Below are 23,791 nucleotides of genomic sequence, written 5' to 3'. Positions count from 1 at the left end.
CACAGATTTAAATCTTTCATAAACAGTAGACTTGTGTTAGTTAAGATTATCGAACCAAATCTTCCACGATATATTCCTCTCGTTCTATTACCCTCGCGATCACCTTATTAAATTCATGGGCAATTAACTCTTTGCAATGAGTGGTTACGGGCCCATTAATCGAAATTAAATACTCACCTTCCTGATTCCTGGAAAACAAAATCCATAAAGATCGATTACTTACAGGACGATCCTCACTTCCAAAATGGTTTGCATATTGAAATTTAATCGATGTATTACTCGATTCTGGAGCTGCTTTACTAAAAAACGAAGGGGTAATATTCACTAAAACTCTTAATCGTTCTGGTTTTTTCAGGGGGACATTTAATTTAAATAATTTATTAACTTTTCTTTTAAGTAAGGTATTGAAACTAATTGTCTCCGCCCAACTTAAATATTTAAGGTAAAAATCAATAATACCCGAATGAAGTTTACTTTTCTTAAATTGCTTGGTTAACCAGAGTTTATTCCATCTATAAAATAAATAATGGCTCATTGTTAATCCCGAATCTTTAAACTCACTGTTTTTAATCACATGAGAGCACTTTTGAAAAGAAGCAGTTTTTAACTGTTGCTCCTCAATAGCCTTAATAAAATCAATGAACGTGTATTGATCCTCTACAGCAATATTTACTCGTTTATATTCTGAAAACAAACCGACAACCCAATTATATTGACTGCCCTCTCTACCACTATGAATCTGGATAAAGGGTATTTTCTTTTGCCGGCTTAGCTTATAAAAAACAAGATGGCATGCAGCAATTAATCCGGTGCTAACATTCATATTTTTAGCTCGATGCCACTCAATAAATTGTTCAGCCTGATGCGAATCAATAGGATAATGGAATAAATACTTTTTCTGACTGTCTATAGGCATAAAGTATTCAGGTCCAAGATACAGCATTTTGAACCCTTTATTATAATTCTGCCAAAAATTAATTTTATGATTTAAATTCGCCTCATAAAGATGATTATTTTTTTTGACAAAATTAAGAAACGAATCCTTTTCTGCCTCCAGAATCAACGGTTTTCCTTGTGCGAGCATTTCATAATATTTTTTAAATTGACTCAATACCAGATCGCATGAAGGACCATCAACTATGATATGAGGGATTATCATGTGTAGTTCATGCAGATCACTATTTATCTTATAAAGAAAGACTCTAATCAGCGGTTGATGTGTTAGCAAAATCCCACATCTCATATTATTTTGGAATTCTTGATCGAGTACTGTCTCTTCATTGTCTAGGGAGATGTCTTTATAGATTAATTCAAATTTTCCTTTTTTCTTTAACACTTGGGTTGGCACTTCGGTATTGAAGTTCAACCAAAAAGTACTGTTTTGTTTCACCACAGCATCGAATGCTTGAGCAACATAATCCTTATTCAGCTTGCCTTGAATTTGTAATTGCGTTCCAACATTATAAGAATAGCCTTGTCTATTAAGGACCCAAAAAACGTATTGAAAATCACATAAAGGCACTTCTTCGCCAACGAAGTTTATAGCGGCATGAGGTGCTGCTTTATTATCAAAGTTAAATAAACTTTGTAATTCATTCGCAATATTTTTAGCAATCTTGCTAATACTTGGCTCATTAATAAAGTATTCTATGGATAAGTTCAGGGTAGGACTTTGTAATTTGTCATGAATACGATTGCGAATTTCTATGGCCATTAACGAGTCTAAACCTAATGAAAACAAACCATCGCCCACTTCAATTTGTTCTATATCATCTAACCCTAAAACATCCACAGTAATTTCTCGTAAAACTTGACTCAATATGGCAATAGACTCTTCCTTAGTATGTTGACGAAGAGAGTTTAAGAAATGCTGATCGGCTGGATGCGTATGCTTCATAAGCTCAACCAACCATGCCTGTTTTGGTGAATATTTAAAATAAATGTCCCAGTTGATAGGACATACAGCAATTTGCGCCAAGTGAGCGGTTAATAAAACATCAAGAACGTCGATAATGTCCTTATCTAATAAATTAAAGCCACGTTGTTGGATTGCCTGGCTTAAGTTTGCAGTCATTCCCGTTGCATGAAAAGGTCCCCAGTTAATTGAAATTCCGGGCAATCCTTGTTGTTGTCTTAAATAAGCCAATCCATCGAGAAATCCATTCGCTGCCACATAATTTGCCTGACCTCTGGCACCTAATACTGAAGCTAAGGATGAAAACAAAACGAATAGATCCAGTGGGATATCTTTGGTTAATTGATGCAAAATCAAAGCACTATCCATTTTTGCACTTAATACATTTTGCATCTCATCATCGCTTAAGTTAACCAATAAACCATCTTGCACAATGCCCGCGAGATGAAAGACGCCTTGTAGTGGTTTGGAGCTCTGTTCGATCTCTTTAATGATCTGTTCCATTTGCTGATAATTACTCGCATCTGCCTGATGATGTTTAATAAATACTTGTTTTTGGCGGGCCCGTTCGATAAACGTTTTGGTATCCTCAGAACATTCAGATCTACTGGTGATGACAATGTGATGCGCCCCTCTACGAATAAGGTATTCAATTAATGTTGGTGCCACCCCCCCGGTCCCACCTGTGATCAGATAGGTTGCATCACTCTTAAATAGCTCTTGTTGCACAAGATTTGCAGAAACCGATGCTTTCTTTAGTCGGGGAATATAGAATGCGTCGCGGATTGCAAACTGATTTTCAAGGCTGTTGGTAGCCAATAAATACTTTAATAGCTCTGACAAGGTACTCTTGGTATCCAAGTCGATTGAATAATTGTTAACAAGTTCCAGTTCATTACTAAAGGTTTTCCAAAAAGCACATGCCATAGTATGGTAAGGATTAACCTTATCTGTTTCATGAATCGCATATGCATTTTCTGTAACAAGTATGAAGCTATGAGGCCGCGACCTAAACATTTTTTGACAACAATGAAATAAATCATTGAATTGGCTTTGATTGTATAAGAACACTATATCTTTATTCTCAATAGGTCCCAACTCATCCAGACTAGATATTAATTGATAATCCAGATCACCCAATAGCGTTTTTGCTTTTTCTGGCTCATTGGATATCACCAATAACATGGGAGTCTGCTTTTGCGTCAGTCCATTAAACTTGAATGGAATCCATCGAGTTTGGTACAGATTCTGTAGATAGGATTCATAAGGAATAAAATGACTTTGTGTCACTCTTCTTAATTTAAACTGTTCAATATCACCAATCAGCAAACCTGAATTATCATAAAATTTAACATCAAAACACAGTTCATTATCATGCTCTGAGGTTCTTTGGGTTACACAGGTCCACACACTTCGAGGAACTTCCTGTATTGTAGTCATTCGTGCAAACGTATAAGGCACATAGGTGGAATGCTCAAACTGATTCATTCTGAGTAATAAAATACTTTGCATCACCCCATCAAGCAAAATAGGCGGATAATAATAGTTGAGGCCTTGGCTGCTTTTAGTTAGTGCTATTTTGGAAAGAATGCGGTCATGATGTAGGTAACTTTCTTGCAGAACCTGGAGTTCATCTCGATAAAAAAGCGCATGATTTTTAAAATACTCATAAATTTTCGATAAATCAAAACGACGCTCAAAAGATAATTTTAATTCATTTATATCAGCCGATTCAGAAAGCGCCGGCGACCGCGAATTGATTTCCATTTCAGAAAATAATTGCCAATTATCATCTTGCTTCGCAAAAATATTAATTTTGTATTGTTCGTCGCTTTTCGGTTTGACTTGCAACTGAAACTCTTGAGCCTGCTTTGGGTATAATGGACGTTCAATATGAAATTTTTCAATAGAAAAAGCATTGCGTTGCAATACAAGTTTGGCGGCCGCCAAACCCGACTCAATAAAAGCGGTTGCCGGAAAAACAACTTTATCAAAAACGAAATTCTGATTGATGTAGGTTAAATGTTCTAAGTCCAGCTTGTTACTAAATAAAAACTCATTTCCAGGCAGCGACAACATTTGTCCTAAAAGAGGATGCACGACATCTGGAGGTGACTGAGTCGAGTTTTTTTTATCAACCCAAAATTCAGTCGCATCAAATACATAATGAGGTAAATTAACTTTGTTAAATTCATTACTACTATTTTTATAATATAGATTCCAGTCGACTGATTTATCTTGCATGTAACTTGTCACAATGGACTTGAGTGTAGGCTCATTTTGTAAATCAAGAGTAATGCTTTTTCCGTGAGATAGAGCAAACTGACCTAATTTCAACAATTGACTGGCCTCTTGAGCGGTATGAGCAACCAACGCCAATCGATAAGTATAATGCGGACGACAGGTAGATGCTGTAAAACAAATATCGCTAAAATCATCTGATGTTTTTGCCAGATAGCGCTGATAACTTTGAGTCAAATGTTCTAGAGCGGTTTGCGAACTCGCCGAGAGGACCAAAAGTTGGGCTTTAGTGGATTGAACTGCCTCCTGCTCTGCAGTTTTAGGAAACTCTTGTAAGATAAGGTGAGCATTTGTTCCGCTAAAACCAAATGCACTAACGCCAGCACTTCTTAGTTTTGAGTTTGTTTCCCATTCTATGTTTTGCAAGGCGAGACGAGTATCTCCGAGATGAATATGGGGATTTAATTTTTTAAAATGGAGCAACTTATAAATTTTCTTCTTTTGCAGACTAATCACGGTTTTTATAACACTCGCTACACCAGCAGCACTTTCAAGATGGCCAATATTGGTTTTTACAGTACCAAGGTATAAGGGATTATTGGGAGCGTGTCCCGTTCCATAAACCTGATTGATTGCATGGACTTCTATGGGATCGCCCAAGGGTGTACCTGTTCCATGCGCTTCAATATAACTGATATCACCACTGGATAAATCCGTTTGACTCAATGCTTTTAGCATCACTTCTTCCTGGCTTTTGCCATTAGGAACAGTCAATCCAGCAGAGCGTCCATCACTATTTACTGCCGAAGCTTTTATAACAGCTAAAATGGTGTCTTTATCACGTAATGCATCAGATAATCTTTTCAGTAGCAGGACACCACAACCCTCTGCTCTCGCATATCCATCTGCATGTTCATCAAAAGTTTTACAGTGACCATCAGGGGCTAACGCTTTGGCTTTGCATAAAGTAATATTTGCTTCAGGCAATAAAAGCACATTGACACCACCCGCAAGCGCATAATCAATTTCTTGGTTTTTTAAACTTTGACACGCGTAATGAATGGCGACTAATGATGATGAACAGGCTGTATCCACACTGATGGATGGGCCTTTCAAATCAAAAGTATACGCTACCCGTCCTGGAATTAGATTAGATACATTCCCCGTTATCGAGTAAACACTGAGTTCTTCGTTAGAAAAGCCTGATTTCTCCAGCTGGGCATAGTATTCATTCGGACCTACCCCTGCAAAGACGCCCGTTAAACTACCCCGTAATGACTCTGGCAAATAATTTGCATTTTCTATGGCCTTGTACGAGCACTCTAAAAAGATTCGTTGTTGAGGCTCCATTAACTTTGCCTCACGAGGACTAATGCCAAAGAAGTTTGCATCAAAACATTTAATGTTTTCGATTAACCCTAGTTTATTGACATAAGACTTCCCTGGTGCATCCATATTGGGATCATAATATTTTCGATTATCCCAACGCTCCAGGGGGATATCCTTCATCCCACTTTTGCCCTCTTCAAGGAGCGTTTCAAAGGCCTCAATATCGCTGGCATTGGGAAAGGTACAACTCATGCCAATAATTGCAACTGCATCATAGGCTTTCTCTACCATGGGTTTGGGGGCTTGTTTAATAACTAAATGTTTCCCCAATTCCGACTCTATATGCTGAGCCAATTTATTAATTGATGGATAATCAAAACCTATTGTCGCAGTCACTTTAAGGGTTGGTGCTAGTTTTTCTTTGAGCTTCGTAGCCAGCTCGGTGATCATCAATGAATCGAAACCAAGCTCAAAAAATCCCTCATCTTCATCCAGCTCATCCACCTCAGTTAGCTCAAGAATTTCCTTACAAATAAAACGCACCAACTCGGTACAGACTTGGAGTCGATTCTCTGGGTTAATTTCCAAATAATCATTAAGCCATGAGGATAAATTCTTATTTGCAAATTGCTCTGAGACATGCAGATTATCAGCTAAATATTTGTGGAAACCAGGTACCGGCTTAGGAACAAAATCAAGCATAAATTTGAGATAATCCGGGGAAATAATAACTGCATGGCTCAACAGGTCATTAATAAGAATTTTAATGAACGTATGACCTTGTTCATTACTGATTAAAGACTGTTTCAACCCTTGGTCTTGAGATCGTTTTTTAGCCATCCCCACCTCGCCCCAAGGCCCCCATTCAATGGCGCTTCCGACCAATCCCAAACGTCGACGTTCCGCAATCAAAGCGTCTACGAAACTATTAGTACCACTGTAAACGGACTCTTTATTGCTGCCAAATACTGAGGAAATCGAAGAATAGACAACAAAGAAATCCAGATCGAGGTTTTTAGTTAACTCATGCAAATACCAACTGCCTTGTACCTTGGCAGAAAATAAATAATCTATATCCTCATTGTTATGTGCCAATAAAGGAGCTTTAATTGCCACACCGGCTGCGTGAACAATGCCTTTTAACAATCCATCTGCATTCAATTCAAGAAGCAAATCACGTACTTTTTCTTTATCTGTAACATCCAAACTCACAGGACGAATAATTCGCCCGGTATAACTGTATTGAATTTTTTTAATGGCTTCTTTTACTGCGGGTTTATCCACATTTCGCGAACTAAGGATAACCTCTCTTGCACCTGCTGAAAGCAAAGCTTGCGCGGTGATCAGGCCTAAACCGCCACAACCGCCGGTAATTAGATAACGACCTTCTCCATAAAGCGATCTTCGCTTATCAACTAATTTGGTTTTTTGCAATCGCGCAATAAAACGTTTGCTTTCACGATACGCGACGATGTGTTCATAGCATTCTTCAAAATTATGCCTGATTTCATCTACAATTTGTCCCGCATAATTTTCATCTTCGGTTTTTTCGGTATCAATCAAAATGGTATTCAATTGCGGCAGCTCTAATACCAAAGTTCGGCAAAATCCAATCAGTGGGCTATCGCTCAGATTCAGCGCTCCTGATGCAAGTTCAGCAATTGCATTGGTGGTAAGCACAATGAGTTGCAATTTAATAGCTTTATCATCGAGCTCTTTAACAAGCCCTAATAACTTTTTAAGGGTGTTTTTTTGAAAGTCGATGCTGGACTCAATATCTGCTGTTGAAGGAGCATCTAAACCTGCCGCAAAAATAATTCCATCCAATTGTTCCAAAGGCGGGTTTTCCTCCTCCCTCAGAATATCTAATCCCTGAGCAATTAAACGTGGAGCGAGTTCTTGTGCGCCGATTAAAAGCCAATTATTTCCCTGCATTTTGCGATTATTGCGAGTACAAAGTTGAGGCAGCCATTGCAATTGAAAACACCAATCTTGAGGTAAAGGTGCATCTTTTAATTTGTCTTTGGTTTCAAACCAATGTTCTTCACGAGCAAATTCGTATAAAGGAAGTTTAACTTTTATAAACTTGGTATTGAGTGACTGATAAAACTCAACCCAATGAATAATTAGCCCTGCTTGATAATCAGCCTGTAATTGCGTCAATGACCTTGGTTGTAGCAAAGAAGCTGGATTGCTTTTTTCTCTTTTAATCTGAGCGAGCGTGTACTCATTTTTTTCAATCATTTCAGCCGCTTCTTTCGCTGTACGTGCTTTAATAGCGACCCGAAATAAGAAATGACTTCGACATGTTGCAGCGGTATAGCATATATCCGCAAATTCATCTTTTGTATTAGCTAAATACTTTTGATAACTTGTTAAAAGCAATTCAAGGGCAGTTTTACTTTTAGCTGAAATGACTAATAAGGACTCTTGCGGCAATGTGCGTACTTCTATGGTTGGTACAGGGGCCTCTTGCAGCACAATATGTGCGTTCGCACCACTAAATCCAAACGAGCTCACACCGGCACATCGCAATCCATCTTCCTTAACCCAATCCATGGTTTCTAATGGAATGACTGTATTTTTTAACTTAATTTCAGGATTTAATTTCTTGAAGTTGAGGTGTTTGAATATCTTATGAGCGTGTAGACTTAAAACCGTCTTAATAACCCCAGCCACTCCAGAAGCACTTTCCGAATGACCTATATTCGTTTTTACCGAGCTGATATAAAGTGGATTTTCTGCGCTATGGGACTCACTAAAAATTTTGCTCAGTGCATTCACTTCGATTGGGTCGGCCAAAGGCGTACCCGTACCGTGTGCTTCTATGTAATCAATATCTTTTGGTGATAATTGTGATTTGGCAAGAGCACTGCGAATTACCTCTTCTTGAGCAATACCATTAGGGACAGTAAAACCACCACTCTTGCCATCGCTATTTATGGAAGTTCCTTTAATTACCGCAAGAATATTATCATTATCTTTTAGAGCCGTACTTAATCGCTTTAAAACGATGACACCACATCCCTCACTACGCGCATAACCATCTGCATCCTCACTGAATGTCTTGCAACGGCTTTCGGGGGATAACATTCTGGCTTTTGAAAGAGTGATATTTGAATCGGGAGCCAGCAAAATATTCACACCACCAGCGAGCGCCATATCACAATCACCGTTTTGCAAACTCAAACACGCATCATGAATGGCGGTCATTGATGAGGAACAAGCTGTATCAATTGCTTGTATTGGTCCATGAAAATCAAATGCATAAGCCACTCGGCCAGGTATCGCATTTAAAACATTCCCCGTCGCAAAATAAATATTTAGATCTTCTAAACCTACACCAAGGCCTGCTAATAATCGTGGATACTCATTCGTACCACATCCCACAAAAACTCCCGTTTTACTGTCTTTAATCGTAGCTAGGGATAAGTTTGCATCTTCCAAAGCATGGTAACTCGTCTCCAGAAACACGCGTAATTGTGGCGACATGAGTTTGGCTTCGCGTGGGCTAATATTAAAGAAATCCGCATCAAAATTTTTTATATTTTCAATTAAGCCAAGTTGTTTAATATAGAGTCGACCTAAAGCATTCACGTCCGGATCATAAAACTTCTCATTATCCCATCGCTCCAAAGGTATATCCGCCATCCCAGTTTCGCCACGATCCAATAGGGATAAGAACGCATCAATAGTTTCTGCCTTGGGAAAACGGCAACTCATTCCTATGATAGCAATCGGTTCATTACTGAGTACATTGACTGTAGGCTGTCGATAAACGGGTTCTGGCATCTGGACTTGTTGTATGTGTCTGGCCAACTTATCCAAAGTTAGAAAAGCAGGAATGGACATTTTATAGGAAAACAGTTCATAAACACTCTGCTCGAGTTCGGTTAATGATTCCTGGTTGAACCCTAAAGAACCGAAATCCTGATGTTCTCCAATGTGTCCTTTTTTTAAAAGAAATTGGATGTGAGAGGCAAGCTTCTCTTTGATCGATTCGACTTGTTGTTCTTTGGGTTGCAGCGATAAAGTATTTAGCCCATTCTTCCTAGACTCATGCCAATAGGGTTTTCTATCAAAATAATAAAGTGGTAAATCAGCTTTATTATATTGAACATTATTTGGATCAATCTTTATATTAAATCCTGCAAGATACGCCTCATGAATCTGATGTGCATCAGGAGTTATTTTTTGTATTTCTTTTTTTACAGTAATCTTGTGCAACTCATAATCACCAGACTCAATCTTTTGGATCAATGTTCCTTTATTTTGAATCACAATGGCACAACGATATTTATAATGATCGCGACAGTTGATGAGTGTAAAACAAATATCATGCAAACTCGTCGAGGTCTCTCTAAGATATCGCGAATAGCTTTCTAACATTTGCTTTAATGAATACTCACTATTTGCTGAAACAACAAAACATTTTGCTTGTCCATCATCTAATGATGCAGAGGGTACGGTATCATTGTCTGCTTCTTCAATGATGGCACTTACATTAGTACCACTGAAGCCGAAATTAGATATTTGTACATGTCTTTTTTTATTTTTTTGTTTCTTAAAAGCAATTGCTTGTACCGGTAAAAGCGCCGGTATACTTTCAGGATCTATAGTTTTGTTCGGTTTTGTATAATGTAAATTGGCTGGAATTGTTTCATGCTTCAAAGCACCAATTGCTTTAATCAGTGATGCGACCCCAGATGATGCAATACTGTGGCCTATATTACTCTTCACTGCGCCAATAATTAGAGGTTTATCTTGAGTATGATAACCTTTATGGATCTGTTGGATTGCATTAAACTCAACTGAATCACCAACAATTGTACCTGTTCCATGAGCCTCAATATAATCAATATCACTGGGAGTTAAATGAGCTTGTGCCAGCACTTCATGGTGCATTGCAATCTGTGACTTAATATTTGGAGCCACCAAAATCGTCCCATCATCACCATCCTGATTCATGGCAATACTTTTGAGTACTGCATGGATTGTGTCTTGGTCTTTAATCGCATCACTTAAGCGTTTTACAATCACAACACCACACCCTTCGCCTCGGACATAACCATCTGCATTGATATCAAAACTGCTGCACTGATCCTGTGCAGATAACATGTTGGCTTTAGTAACACTTATAAAACTTTCAGGACAAAGACTGAGATGAATTCCACCAACAATTGCCATAGAACATTGATTCATTCGCAACGAATTTGCAGCAACATATAGCGCTGCTAATGAAGAAGAACAGGCTGTATCCACAGCCATGCTGGGTCCTTTTAAATTGAGAAAGTGCGAAAGTCGTCCTGCAGCAGCACTACTGGCGGCACCAATCTGGGTATAAGCATTAAATTCAATATTGTCTTTATAATTGAGTTGACTGTAATCCTGAGTAGAAGCGCCATAAAATACCCCTGCATTTGAATTATTTAATGAGTCCAGTGAAATATTGGCATGATTTAAAGCACGAATTGCCACCTCTAAAAAAAGACGATGTTGCGGATCCATTTGTTTGGCTTCGACTGCAGATATTTTAAAAAAAGACGCATCAAATAATTGAGGATTATTAAGAAAACCTCCTTTACGACCAATTATTTTATCGGCTTTCTCACGATCAGGATCATAATATTCATCAACATCCCAACGATCTTTTGGCATTTCTTTAATAGGCGAAAGCCCTTTGAGCAGCATCGCATAAAATGCCTCAACATCTTCTATATCCGAATCAACACCAGGAAATTGGCAATTCATTCCAATGATTGCAAGAGGTTCATTAAGAATGTCTTTTAGATTAAGTTCCTGGTTTTTTTTCACCACTTTAAAATACTCCCATACCACCAGAGACAATGCCATTAAATTTAATGGCGGTGACCACCAGAGGTAGTACACAAAATAAAAATAAAAAATAGCAATAATAAGGACTTATAACAAGACACTGAATCTTTGCGCGATAGGATAAACACACCTTAATTCTATTTATTGTTGAATATCAGTTTCTTTTATATGCTTCTACAACATATCCCCACTACCTTTATTCCATCTGAACACAATAACGTTATAGCTCAAAAATTTATTCATAAAGTGCCTTGAAAATGAACATCTCGACACTCATACTTATTTAATAGCACAAAAGATTCAATAGAACAAAAAAACAGAGCAAGAATACTTCTTTGTCGCAGTTGAAAAGGAGTTGTATTTGATTAATACAACGCTCCATGATAGGTTATTTAATGCGTAATTTAATCTCGGAAAATAACATTAAAACGTATGGCCAGGCTTTAAAGCAAATTCGTTCCTTATTGAGACGAACGATGCTTCATTCCTCCGAAGTAAAATTAATTAAAAATCAAATTCAAGAGAGCTATAAAAGTTTCGCACATATTATTTTTGATAAATCCTTTTTGAATTGGGGCTTATGGAATAAACACGTATATAAAGAATACGCTGCATTGAACTTTGATTTTTCAAAAATATGTACGATACAAGATATTTATTCTCCCTTACTGGTCTTTTATCTAATAAGACCATTAATACAAAGGCAATTTTTTGATAAAAAACTGCTTGAAGTTGGGTCTGGTAATGGGATTGGTTTAAGAGTTAGTTCCGAATTACTAAAAACAAAATATGCTTTAGGTGTTGATTTAACAAACGAATTAGTAAAACATGCACACCATAATTTCTACCAAGAAAACAAAATCAATTACATACAATCCGATGCTGAGTATTTACCTTTTGCAAATAACAGTTTTGATATTATAACAAACCTTGAAAGCTCTCATCTTTACCCACAAATTGAGCTGTTTTTTTCCGAAGTAGAACGGATTTTATCTCCTAATGGTTTTTTTTGTTATTCTGATCTTAATATTAAAGATAAATTACAAGCACAAAAATTAGACGAATATCTTAAGACAAGCAAAACGTTAAAAGTAATTCAAAAGGTAGATATAACTCGAATGGTTCAATCGGCTATTTTTCATCGCTTGGTTGTAAATGAGAAAAAAATATTACCTTATATTCATTCGATGCTCGATGATGATGAAGAGGGAATGAGTTCAGAGCTTTCAGATTTCGTTGGTTCTATGGGATTAGCATTCCTTCCCTGGTGGGTATTTTTGTTTAAAAAGTCATCTCTTAGCCGTATTGCAAAAAAGGAACGTAAAAAAAACCTTATCTATGGTAAAAAACTTTATTTTTATTATTTAATTCAAAAGGTAAATCAATGAAGATCATGGATGTTAAGACCATAGATTATTCTTATGGCGATGAAGAGAAAATCAAAAAAATTCTATACAATTCAACCGAACCTCTGCTCATAAAAATAAAAAACTTTAGGGGTAACTTTACTTTAGATTATTTTGAAAAACACATTCAGGCAGATACAACTTATGCTACCTTTGAAAATAATCGTCGGGTCGCACATCAACCTGCTGATTTTGGAACAATCATAGCTAAAATAAAACAAAATATGCCCTATCGAATCTTTGGCCAAATTCTTACTGAAAAACAGTCAGCTGAGATTGAAAAGCATATACCCCTTTGGCAACATATTCCTTTAAGACCAAGATACTTTAATAAGACTTTAAAAGTAATCTATTTTTTTGGTGGCCAGAACACTCATACCTATATGCATTATGACAGAGAGCATTGTAGCAATCTTCATGTATGTTTAAGTGGAAGAAAGAGGTTCTTATTATTTACTCAAGATCAGAGCGATGCGCTCTATAAACTTCCTTTTGTGAGCGATAGCTTGATTGACTTTAGCCAACCCTTGGAGGAAATTAGTCAACAATATCCAAGAACAAACCAAGCTAAAGGGTATCGAGTTACGCTTGAAAAAGGTGATATGTTATTTATGCCAAGAAATTGTTGGCATTATACTGAATATCTCGAGCCTTCTTCTTCTGCGTGTTATATTTTTTATCCTAAAAAAATACTGCATATTTATGGATATTTTACAGGATATTTTTTCCTCGGATTTAAAGAGCCAACTGGTTTTTTAATTAGTAATTGGCCAATCGTTAAAAAGTTTAGTGAACGTTATGCTTTAGCGACAGGCGTAAAAAAATATCTGATGAAAATAATTGAATGTATTTTATTTCCAATTATATTGCCTATTGTAAGTATACTTGCCATTATTGCTCATAAATTAAAGCCCCGCCGCGTTTATTAGAAATCATTGGGCTTCAATTAATTACGGCCTCACTGCTTGCTAAGATCATCTAATTTTGTAGCTGTGGATTTGCACGAAAATGCTGAGGAAACGTAGCATACATTAAAGGCACTAAGTTAAGCTTATTATTCCTAGAGCCTACGTTCCGCGACGTGTTCGCGGTACGTAGACAGAAAACAAATATAGAAAAATATTCTTAACAAAGTGCCATCAGAGCATACAGAGTATGCGAAGCTTCCGAAGTAATATTTTCGCGAAAGATAGGCTAAATACAGCCGCTCAGTGAAGAGAGCGTAAACGTTAATTAATGTTTTACCAATTGACAAAATACATTCATCATCGCAATTTGCTCGACGTTCGTTGGGATCGCATCAAGCAATGAAGGCGAATAGACAACAATCGCCAAACTCTGGGCTCGAGAGATGGCAACGTTTATTCTGTTTTTATCAAAAAGAAAATTAAGTCCCCGAGGCGATTCATCTGCATTGCTCGCACACATACTCAAAAAAACGATTGGCGCTTCTTGTCCTTGAAATTTATCGACGCTTCCTACTTTAGCCTGTTCACCAAGTGCAATCCTTAATTTATTCACCTGATGATTGTATGGGGCCACAAAAAGGATATCCTCCCAATCGATTACTTTTTGTGTGCCATTTTTATCCTTAAAAGTTCTGCCTAACAGTTCTTTGCTTAACAATACAATCTGCTGGACCTCTTCATCACTGGCTTGAGTATTTCCCTCATGAGTGACGGGTACAGGGATAATTCCTGCTTCTTTATTCAGCAACCCCTGATATCCCTGAGGAACGATGACTAATTGATGTTCATTTTCAGGGGCAGTTTCCAGTTTGCTTTCATAAATCGCATCACTGATAAATTGATTTACTGCAGGATGCATTCTATAGGTAGTACCCAGAAAAACTCCCATAGAATCTGGAATTGTTGGGGTGGTGTGTAACAAGTACTCTAATATGGATAAACCACTTTCTTCAGGATGACTTCCTTGGGAAGGTTGTCCCAACTGCATTTGGTCGCCCATTAATATAATATTGTGCGTTGAACGACTCATGGCAATTAAATTCGCCACACTCACCTGTCCAGCTTCATCAATAAACAGATAATCAAAAGCACCAGCTAATTCCTCTCTACTCAACCCCCAAGCGGTAGTGCCTACAACACACCCAGGTTGAATGAAATTAACAATATCTTTATTCTCCAGTATAGCAATATCCAAAGCGTCAATTTTGCCATCGGTATTACGTATACAAGCAAAGTGTCCTTTTATTCCTTTTTTGTGGCAATAATCGGCGGTACTCAATAACAAATTATTGATTGCTTTATGGCTATTTGATGAAATGCCTACTTTTTTTCCTCTCTGAATAAGCTCGGCGATCAAATGTTTCCCGGTATAGGTTTTCCCCGCACCTGGAGGTCCTTGAAGTGTTAAATAACTATTATTTAAATTTAAAACAGCACGAATAATTTCATCTAATCGTTCCTCGGGATGATGACTTGGGGCTATCGCGAATCCTTCAGGATGATCCTTAATTCGCGGGTAAGATTTGTTCAGAAAATCCAATATCGCAGTATTTTCAAGTAAGCCTTGTTCAAATAAAGCAGCCTGTTTGGCAATTGCATCAGGAATCGAATGAGGATCTACATATTCATTTGGAATCAAGGTAACGGGATCATCTACTTTATTTTTCATTTGTAAGACAATAATCCCATGTTCTAAATCACTGTCTTTTTCATAATAATTGGCAGTAACTGTTTTCCCCTCTGCTGTTTCCTGACCTAAAATAAAATATTGCTGGGCTCCTCCTTTAAACTCCTGTTCTGGATCAAAAAAATACTCATAAGCCATATTGCGCGATTTTGGTGAAGGCTTATACGGTGGTTTAGGAGTTCGTCGGCAATAGGCCAAGCAATCAATGTCATCTAGTAGTTCTTCTCCAGTCAGACCCAGACGTTCAAACATACGCCAGAACACGGGTTTGGCTTCACGTCGATGAAACTCAATTGACCATGCTAAAATCAAATTGATTTGGGCTAAGGGTAAATTACCCTCTGCTTTTAAGGTTTCTGCCTTAGCCAGTAATCGATCGCGTAATAGAATACGCTCACTCAATTCTTCCTTGACCTTGAGTTCAACAGGTTCCGTTTTACCTAAATAACTAATACCTTGTTCTTGTTGTCGCGCTCTTAACCAATCAACCAACTCCTGAGTGGAATAACAATCATCAATATTGTAAGCGCGAATATCATTTAATATTTTTGACGTTTGCCAATTTTCTCCATCTGGATTTTCTCGCCAATGTTCGTAAACAACGACTGAATCCCCCCCAGATCCCACCTTCGTATCCCGTTTGGCTCGATATAAATGCTCTATATTTTTAATGGAATAACGCGGCTCACCAATAATTAGAGACGCTTTGACGATTTTATATAAGTCAACAAATACTTCATTACGTAAAAGCTGGTCCACCTCCTCTTCGCACACACCATATCGCCCCATGAGTCGGCGACATGCAGAAATTTCATAGTTGGCATAATGATATATATGCATTTGCGGATTTTCTTGCCAACGCTGATAAACCCACTTTATAAACGCTTGAAAACTTTCTTTCTCTTGTTCTGAATTATGAGCCCAAAAATCCTTATACTGGCGTTGACCTTGCTCATCAAAATAAGCAATCCCCCAAAGATACTCCAGTCCTCCTTCTTCAAGAGGAAACCCTTCAATATCAAAAAATACATCTTGGGATGATCCAAAAGGTAAAAGCGCCAAGCCTTGCTTGTGACCTGGAACATGATGGATCATTTTATATAAAGGAATGTCCTTGCCACTACTTTCTTTTTGGATTTTAGCTTGTTCTTGCAAACGCGCAAAACGATCCGGTTTAATTCCTTTTACCCAGGAACAATCTGCATGAGCTAATGCAGTCATGGTCTTAATATCCGCCTGATACAGCTTTTTGATTTGTCCTGCCGTAATGGTTGCAACCTGAATTAGATGATCTGCATTGACTAATAATTCCTCAGCATAAGTGCTCCATCTTCCCCAACTTTTAGATGCCGCAGGATCAGGACATGCAGTAGGATCAAAATTTTGCTGCGCCAATAAAAACTGGTGTTTCAAATTCTGATAAAAATAAAAATAATCGGCAGTACGGAAGCGTCTCTGCTCCTTATTTCCTAAAACGACGGTGATGTATTCTGTTCGACAACTCTGCATGGCTTCGAGCATTTCCGCATAGCAACATAATTGCAACAGAAAACTAGGTTTCACCGAGCGGGCAAGTTTGGTATCCCAAACCTCATAACTGTACTCACCAAATCGACTTTTCCCTGCAGTTTTTATTAAAAAATCTGCATAACCTTGAAAGGGAAGCAATTGCAAATGAGCCTGATAGATCACATCGACCCCATCATTCATGGCCGTTAATGTTGCTTCATATGAATTGGTCTGTTGATGCAAATTCGCAACAGATAATCCTTGTTTTTCAAAAAAGGCCAAGAGCTCTAATTCATGTTGATGACCTAAATGCTGCAATACATCAATTAAATCATCTTTCTCATCAGGCGGAGGTAATAAGTTAGGGTGCACCACGGCAAGATGCTCTATCCAAGAGACGAAAGGACTCTCCATAAACTGAGTGAGATCCGATGGTGAAAAAACTAATTGACTGGATTTAATATACATTTTGGCAAAATTGAATATTAGATTAATTCAAAGTATATCAAAACATCCGCACTGTGAACTATTTCAACTAACTTATTGATTTTATGGTGGTTTAAAATTTTGAGCAAGAGCATCGAAAATAATATAAAATCCAGCTCTATAATGCCCTTGTACTTAGTCACAATATAAAAATGATGAATAAAAACGAAAAAATATCCCCAGAGGTAAACATATCCCCAGAAAGTCAAAAAACATTAAATCGAACAGTTGGTTTTTTAACCAGCTCTTTAGCGCTTTATGCCCTACTTCGCAAAGGCAATTACAGAGCAGCTTTTCTTTTGTATGAGAAAAGCGGTGGAGGTGGCTTCAATATTTATAAGGAACTGGGAAATGGCAAATTAAGACGCTGTTTTGCCATTGACTATCATCCGTTTTGGGATAAAAAAGCCAATCAATCGGTTTGGAAATTACATTATCATCGCGGTGAAAATGAAAGCCAAATGAAGAAACATAGACCCTATCAGGGGGGATGGTAATCCACTTTCACGGCCACGTCATCCTAAGGAGTTTGCGACGAAGGATCTCCTGATTTTGACACATAACAATCTTCTGGAGTTCCCTCGTTGCGTTGGGGATGACGTATTCTCCGCTTTTTGTAGCCTGGGTGAAGCGCAGCAGAACCCAAGATGGTTGCCTAAACATTCACTGCGCTTCACCCAAGCTGCAGAATAGAAAGGAACAGTGCAATTTGGGTTTACATGGCTCCTTAAATATCCTCAACAGGTTGTTGTTCTAAACTCTTCGCTCCAGCCCAACGTGGAAAAAATGGGCCCAGCTTTTTGATAAAATCATAGGCCATCAATAATGCACCTAGAGCAAATACAACATCCCCAGGTAATCGTAACCATTGCCATAACAAGGTTGTATTATAAAATTCAAGGCTTCGTGAATGAGCAAAACCATGTTCATACACATCCATCAACTGCGCCCAACCAATAGGAAAGAAATTCAATACAATCCATAAAACAAGACCCAGGTTATATAACCAAAAGGCCCAAATTCCTAAACGATCACTCCAGGGGTAGCGATCTCCTGCGGCATAACGTAAGCAAAAATAAATTAAACCAAGACCCAATAAACCAAATGCGCCAAATAATGCGGTATGGGCATGATTTAAAGTGAGAAAGGTGCCATGCTCATAATAATTTACAAGTGGAGCATTGAGCGTACCGCCACCAAATACCCCTGCACCAACAAAATTCCAAAAAGAAGCTCCCAATATATAGATGTAGGCCAGGTTATAAGTAAATGCACGCTCTCGTTTAATCAATTGACGATGTTCAATGGAATCAATAATAAGAAGAACCAAAGGCAATACTTCAATAAATGAAAACATAGTGCCTAAAGGCACCCAGAGATCAGGAGTACCGGTCCAATACCAATGATGACCCGTGCCAATAATACCGCCTAAAAATACTAAAATTGTTTCAAAATACATTGTTCGTTCTGCTAGAGCACGGGAAACTAGTCCTGTTCCCATTAAAAGATAAGCAGTAGCGCAAGCTGCAAAAAATTCAAATGACTGCTCCACCCAAAGATGGACCACCCACCAACGCCAAAAATCAGTGATGGTGAACGACTTTTCAATTCCGGTTAACGGAATCATGCCAAAACAATATAATACAGCGATATTTATCGTGCTTGCCCAAAAAAGATGCTCTAAACGAATACGCCCTGTCCAAAACTCAACGGTTGCGGTTTTTAAGCCACTCCACGTCGGCCACATCCCACGGAACACGATAAAGCTCCAGAGGAAAAGCCCCAAACAGAATCCAATTTGCCATAATCGACCGAGCTGCAGATAAGATAATCCCTGATTACCTATCCAAAACCAGGATTCGTTCACATACCCCATAATTCCCAAGTAATTACCAACAATGGCGCCACCAACAATAAACAGAGTAACCCAAAACAGAATGTCGACAAGAAGACCTTGTCTTTTCGCTTCTTTTTTACTAATAAGCGGGGCCATAAAAACTGCAGCGCTCACCCATGAAAGAGCAATCCAAACAATCGGGGTTTGGATGTGTACATCACGCAAGAAATTAAAGGGTAAAAATTCATTAATATTTATTCCATAAAAACCCGTACGCTCTGCATAATAATGTGCCATAATTGCGCCCACAGCGATTTGAATCAGCAAAACAAGTGCAACAATTACAAAATACTGCCCCACCTTACGCTGACTCGGCGTCAACGGCTCAAATCCCCAAAATACAGGCGTTTTGAATGCATCATCAGGCCCACTTAAAAAGCGATGATAAATATAAAGTACTGCGCCAAATCCTAAGAATACGAAACAAAACGATACCCAAGTCCAGAAGAAAGTATTGGATGTAGGTGTATTACCCATTGTAGGTTCATAAGGCCAATTATTGGTATATGAACTATTTTTTCCGGGTCTATGGGCAATCGTAGTGAGCGAAGAATAAATAAGAAAATCAGCCGTCTGTAAGGCCGTTTGCTCATTCAAACTGTACGCTTTAGTCCAACCTGCTTCTGGATCATGATTGAGTAGCGTTTGTGAAATTTGATTTCGTAATTGTAATATTGCATCAGCAACTGGCTGCGACAGCATGCTGGTTGGCTCACTCAGATCCGTCTGCTGTAAATCTCGTTGCATTGTTTGGCGCACCACATATTGATTCCCTTCGTCCAGACTCATAAAAGGTTTGCCAAAACGTTGTTGTGCTATTTTATCCTCTGTAATTCGACCAAGGCTTACTAAATATTTTGCCGTATAATCCTCGCCAAAATAAGAGCCCATCCCATAAAGACTTCCATAATCCATAAGGTCTGCACGTTGAAAACCTGCTTTACCCGCGACTATATCATCTGCGGTCATCACGATCTGTCCCGAAGGAGATTGAAATTGCTGCGGTAAGGGAGGAACAAGTTGATAGGTTTTATAGGTGCCCCAAATTAATACAATAAAACAAATGATTGCCGTAATTAAAAGAACCCATTTTAATACGTTGGAGACTTGATTCGAGTCTATAGGCTCAGCATTTGAGGGTAGACTATCCATTGGACACATTCCTTATGTGAATATTCTTGTTTGCTCATAAATAAGCTCATAATTTTATAGAAGATTTATTGCAAAACAAAGTCCTTCATCGAATTGATTTTTGAGCTTGAATCATTATTTTAGAGCTCTTTTTTCATATAACTTTTTTAATAACAAATGAAAATAAACGAGCCCTGCATAGGGGTACAGTTTTGCAGTAATTTCCGCTATTTTTTTATAATCAGGCTTCTTATCCAGATGGAGCAATTGATATAAATTGTTTTGTGCGCCCACATCATCACCAGGAAAAATATCAATTCGTCCCAAACCGCGTAATATAGCATATTCAGCAGTCCAACGCCCTATTCCTTTAAAATGACCTAAAAAGTTAATGATCTCATCATTGGATTTATTCTTCAAGGAACTAAAACTTGAAGGATCGTCCACGATTGCCGCTGCGAGTTGAATTAATGTCTCACTTTTGTGAGTGCTATAACCTATTTTTTTAAGTTCAGAAACAGTGCAACTAGCAACCGCCTCTGGTCTTGGAAATGCATAAAGCACTTGCTCTTTATCCTGTAGGCTTATACTTAAGAACTCGGTCAATCGATTTTGAATTTGTAACCCTGCATCTAAAGATATTTGCTGGCAGGAAATCGCATTAACCAGTGCTTCAAAAATGGAAGGGAATCGTGGTGGTTTAAGGCCCTTAAATTGGCAAACAAGGGAATTTAATTGAGTGTCGTTTTTGATGATTTGATAAAAATCATCAAGATTTTGTTTTAAACCCAGGACCATCTCTAGTTCATCAACGATTCGGTTTGAAGGTAGCTCGTGGCATTCGCTTTCTAGAGAAAGCAACAGCTCCGGCTCATTGAGCCCTTTTTTTTGTTCAATAACCACTTTGACAGGTACATTGTCTATGACTAATAGTCTTGTGTAATGTTGCCCATCCCAGAGATCCACATTATTTTTGGTTCTTCTGCGTAAAGCAAAAACAGTATAATCCAATCTAAATGGCGCCACCGGATGTAAGATAAAAGAGGCGTTCATCTCAAATTAACCTACCCTTTCGTTGAAAATATTAATTAATCCTTTTAATACACTAGGCAAATAACGCTATAATTTCCACTTGGGGATCTACTCACCTATTCTAGTCTCGAGGAGAATGCATGGCTGCTTTTAATGACGATTTGATTTGTTATAAACAATTACAAATAACCCATGATGGGAAGCTTAAATTCTTTCTTGAAAAACACAGCACCAAAGAAGGGACTTGGGGTAAGTTACATGTTCATACCGGTGAAATTGATTTTGTTTTTTTAGATGGAAATGGAGACGAATTATCTCGCCATCGCTTGAATAAAAAGAATGCACAAATCATAATTCCCCCCGCTTCGTGGCACAAAATAATACCCATCAGCCCGGTTTTTAATGCAACTTTAGACTTTTATTGTAAAGCCCATCGCTATTTTGATAAAAAATACAAATTAGGTAATGTACATACTGATTTATATTATGTTTATACCACCTACCTCCAGCAACAAAACAAATTAAATGTTCTTGATGTAGGCTGTGGTTCAGGAAGAAACCCTCTTTTCTTCGCACTCAAAGGACATGCGGTAACTGGAATGGATCATAATGAGGCGGCAATAGAGAAAATTCGTCAAATAGCTCATGATGAAAAAATAACCACCCTTACTCCCGTACTTCACGATCTTCATCATCCGTTAAAGCTTAAAAAAGAAGCTTATGATTTAGTCATTGCAACCGTATCGCTACAATTTTTAAATGCGGAACGAATTCCATCACTTTTGCACGAATTACATGAAGCAACCGCAGTGCAAGGATTTCATTTTCTGGTCTTCCCTATTCGCTCAGAGCAATTTGAATTACCTTCATTCTTTACTTACTTGGCGGATCCCGAAGAACTCTACCATTATTACCAAGACTGCGGCTGGGCAATTTTAGAATACAGAGAAACCCTGGGAAAACTGCATAAGCTTGATGAATCAGGCAAACCTATTCAGGGCCTCTTCGGGCTTTTACTGGCGCAAAAAACGCAATAACTATTGCTTCATGCCAGAAAAGATTCTGAGTCTTTTCTGGAAGACTTATCATGCCCCTATCGATTAATTTTACGGATGTATCGATTGCTGAACGCTAGGTCGGTCAAATCCCATTTTTTCGATAATATTGGCAACTCTATCATCATCGTTAAATTTTTGTTTGAGAAACCGCAAAGCTTCTTTAGGAATTTCTGTGTTTGGACCTTTATTCTCGAATCGAACAATATGATTCAAAGTTTTCCCAGAAGACTCCATTGGATAACGCTCATTATTCCCGAAATAAGTAGTTTCAAAACCCTGCTTTTGCAGCAAGCTTCTAAAAACAGCAGCATCTTGAGGGTTATCAAAAGCAATTTTGAATGTACCATTCATTGCCCCCTTCCCAACCACTGGAATATCTGGAATTGAAGAAGAGGTCGTCATCAGCGTGCGAATCATTGTACTGACTTCCTTATTGGAATCAGGGGTGGGGGGGTTGTGAGTCAGTTGGTGCAACGAATTTTTCACGCGCGAAGAAGGAAAGCTGTCCTGTTTTGGCATGGCGTCAGGCAAATGCTTACTGAGATGAATAAGATCCGTTTTGCTGTGATTTCGGGTCATAATACCACGAGCTCGCTCAGATAAATCTCTGGGATTTTGAACGACTAAGGCGGGATGACCTTCTTGTTGATGTATACGATTGCGCTCTTCCATCAATAAAATTCCAAGCTTATTACCTGTTTTAGAATAAGCCTTGATTTGCCCCCCTGTTTGCCAACCCCAATTACCATCCTGATTTTGAGGGCTTCTACTCCCTGTATCTTCTATAAGACAAGCATTTTCTGTTTCTTTCAGTGCTTTTCGGACTAAGGGATTTTCTAATTTTGCCTGAATTGCCCTTTTCATCGCCTCGTCTGCTAATTTAAAATCTGCCCATTGTTTATCTTGCCCTAAATTTCTCGCATTCTGCGCGTCTCCCTTAAGAATCTTCTTTAGATATTCTTCATCCTTAGGATCTTTTTGATATTGGAAATAATGCTCGACCGTGGGAAACGTTCTTTCTCCAAACGGAGTTTGCATTTTAATGGGGATTTCTGCGTAATTAGATAGAATTCCCCATCCCTCATCTTCTCTATCAAAAGCTACTACATTAACACTATCCGAACGACCTTGGTAACTACTATGATTTGAAGAACCACTTAATTTTTTAATTGCACCTTTATATGATCTGGCACTCAAAGGCATAACAATGCTCCAGCTTATCTCTACTACAATATCCTTATTATAGTTGATTTATTTTTGAACACCCTGTGTATGGAGATTGTCTTTCAAAAGGATT

General features: G+C 38.1%; 9 protein-coding genes. 4 read left to right on the top strand and 5 right to left on the bottom strand.

The genetic code is table 11. The annotated features are described in order from the left end of the window. Positions 1 to 46: 46 nt before the first annotated feature. On the bottom strand, positions 47 to 11,302 hold the full coding sequence (locus ACWTEW_RS03905; RefSeq protein ID WP_454780452.1) for an SDR family NAD(P)-dependent oxidoreductase: 11,256 nt from the start codon (positions 11,300 to 11,302) through the stop codon (positions 47 to 49). Positions 11,303 to 11,715: 413 nt separating this feature from the next. On the opposite strand from ACWTEW_RS03905, the gene ACWTEW_RS03900 reads away from it, so the two are divergent. Together ACWTEW_RS03900 and ACWTEW_RS03895 are read left to right on the top strand one after the other, a co-directional pair. After that, on the top strand, positions 11,716 to 12,708 hold the full coding sequence (locus ACWTEW_RS03900; protein WP_454780451.1) for a class I SAM-dependent methyltransferase: 993 nt from the start codon (positions 11,716 to 11,718) through the stop codon (positions 12,706 to 12,708). After that, complete coding sequence (locus ACWTEW_RS03895) at positions 12,705 to 13,655, top strand: cupin-like domain-containing protein (protein WP_454780450.1); 951 nt, start codon at positions 12,705 to 12,707, stop codon at positions 13,653 to 13,655. Before ACWTEW_RS03900 ends, ACWTEW_RS03895 begins: the two co-directional genes overlap by 4 nt. A 304-nt stretch (positions 13,656 to 13,959) precedes the next feature. Here ACWTEW_RS03895 and ACWTEW_RS03890 read toward each other — a convergent pair whose 3' ends face one another. Then, positions 13,960 to 17,358, bottom strand: a complete 3,399-nt coding sequence (locus ACWTEW_RS03890) for a TM0106 family RecB-like putative nuclease (protein WP_454780449.1) — start codon at positions 17,356 to 17,358, stop codon at positions 13,960 to 13,962. 170 nt (positions 17,359 to 17,528) lie between these two features. Between ACWTEW_RS03890 and ACWTEW_RS03885 the strand changes: the two genes are divergently transcribed. Further along, the gene (locus ACWTEW_RS03885; protein ID WP_454780448.1) at positions 17,529 to 17,873 is read left to right on the top strand and encodes a hypothetical protein; all 345 of its coding nucleotides are present in this window, start codon (positions 17,529 to 17,531) and stop codon (positions 17,871 to 17,873) included. A 230-nt stretch (positions 17,874 to 18,103) separates the two neighbouring features. On the opposite strand, the gene ACWTEW_RS03880 is transcribed toward ACWTEW_RS03885, so the two are convergent. Both ACWTEW_RS03880 and ACWTEW_RS03875 read right to left on the bottom strand, forming a co-directional pair. Further along, complete coding sequence (locus tag ACWTEW_RS03880; protein ID WP_454780447.1) at positions 18,104 to 20,425, bottom strand: nitric-oxide reductase large subunit; 2,322 nt, start codon at positions 20,423 to 20,425, stop codon at positions 18,104 to 18,106. Positions 20,426 to 20,539: 114 nt separating this feature from the next. Next, positions 20,540 to 21,457 carry a DNA-3-methyladenine glycosylase family protein gene (locus ACWTEW_RS03875; RefSeq protein WP_454780446.1) on the bottom strand — a complete coding sequence of 306 codons (918 nt, stop codon included), beginning with the start codon at positions 21,455 to 21,457 and terminating at the stop codon, positions 20,540 to 20,542. A 119-nt stretch (positions 21,458 to 21,576) separates the two neighbouring features. Here ACWTEW_RS03875 and tehB point away from each other — a divergent pair, with 119 nt between their 5' ends. Continuing rightward, positions 21,577 to 22,473, top strand: a complete 897-nt coding sequence (tehB, locus tag ACWTEW_RS03870; RefSeq protein ID WP_454780445.1) for an SAM-dependent methyltransferase TehB — start codon at positions 21,577 to 21,579, stop codon at positions 22,471 to 22,473. Between the two features lie 69 nt (positions 22,474 to 22,542). Here tehB and ACWTEW_RS03865 read toward each other — a convergent pair whose 3' ends face one another. Continuing rightward, a complete protein-coding gene (locus ACWTEW_RS03865) occupies positions 22,543 to 23,697 on the bottom strand; it encodes an NADAR family protein (RefSeq protein ID WP_454780444.1) in 1,155 nt (384 codons plus the stop codon). Between the last annotated feature and the right edge of the window lie 94 nt (positions 23,698 to 23,791).

The sequence above is a fragment of the Legionella stuttgartensis genome, assembly GCF_977063405.2.
This window is presented reverse-complemented; position numbering and strand designations above follow the sequence as displayed.

Excerpts from the sequence above, each read along its gene's own strand:
- ACWTEW_RS03900 (WP_454780451.1), top strand. The coding sequence starts at position 11,716 with ATGCGTAATTTAATCTCGGAAAATAACATTAAAACGTATGGCCAGGCT.
- ACWTEW_RS03890 (WP_454780449.1), bottom strand. The coding sequence starts at position 17,358 with ATGTATATTAAATCCAGTCAATTAGTTTTTTCACCATCGGATCTCACT.
- ACWTEW_RS03880 (WP_454780447.1), bottom strand. The coding sequence starts at position 20,425 with ATGGATAGTCTACCCTCAAATGCTGAGCCTATAGACTCGAATCAAGTC.
- ACWTEW_RS03885 (WP_454780448.1), top strand. The coding sequence starts at position 17,529 with ATGATGAATAAAAACGAAAAAATATCCCCAGAGGTAAACATATCCCCA.
- ACWTEW_RS03895 (WP_454780450.1), top strand. The coding sequence starts at position 12,705 with ATGAAGATCATGGATGTTAAGACCATAGATTATTCTTATGGCGATGAA.
- ACWTEW_RS03875 (WP_454780446.1), bottom strand. The coding sequence starts at position 21,457 with ATGAACGCCTCTTTTATCTTACATCCGGTGGCGCCATTTAGATTGGAT.
- tehB (WP_454780445.1), top strand. The coding sequence starts at position 21,577 with ATGGCTGCTTTTAATGACGATTTGATTTGTTATAAACAATTACAAATA.
- ACWTEW_RS03865 (WP_454780444.1), bottom strand. The coding sequence starts at position 23,697 with ATGCCTTTGAGTGCCAGATCATATAAAGGTGCAATTAAAAAATTAAGT.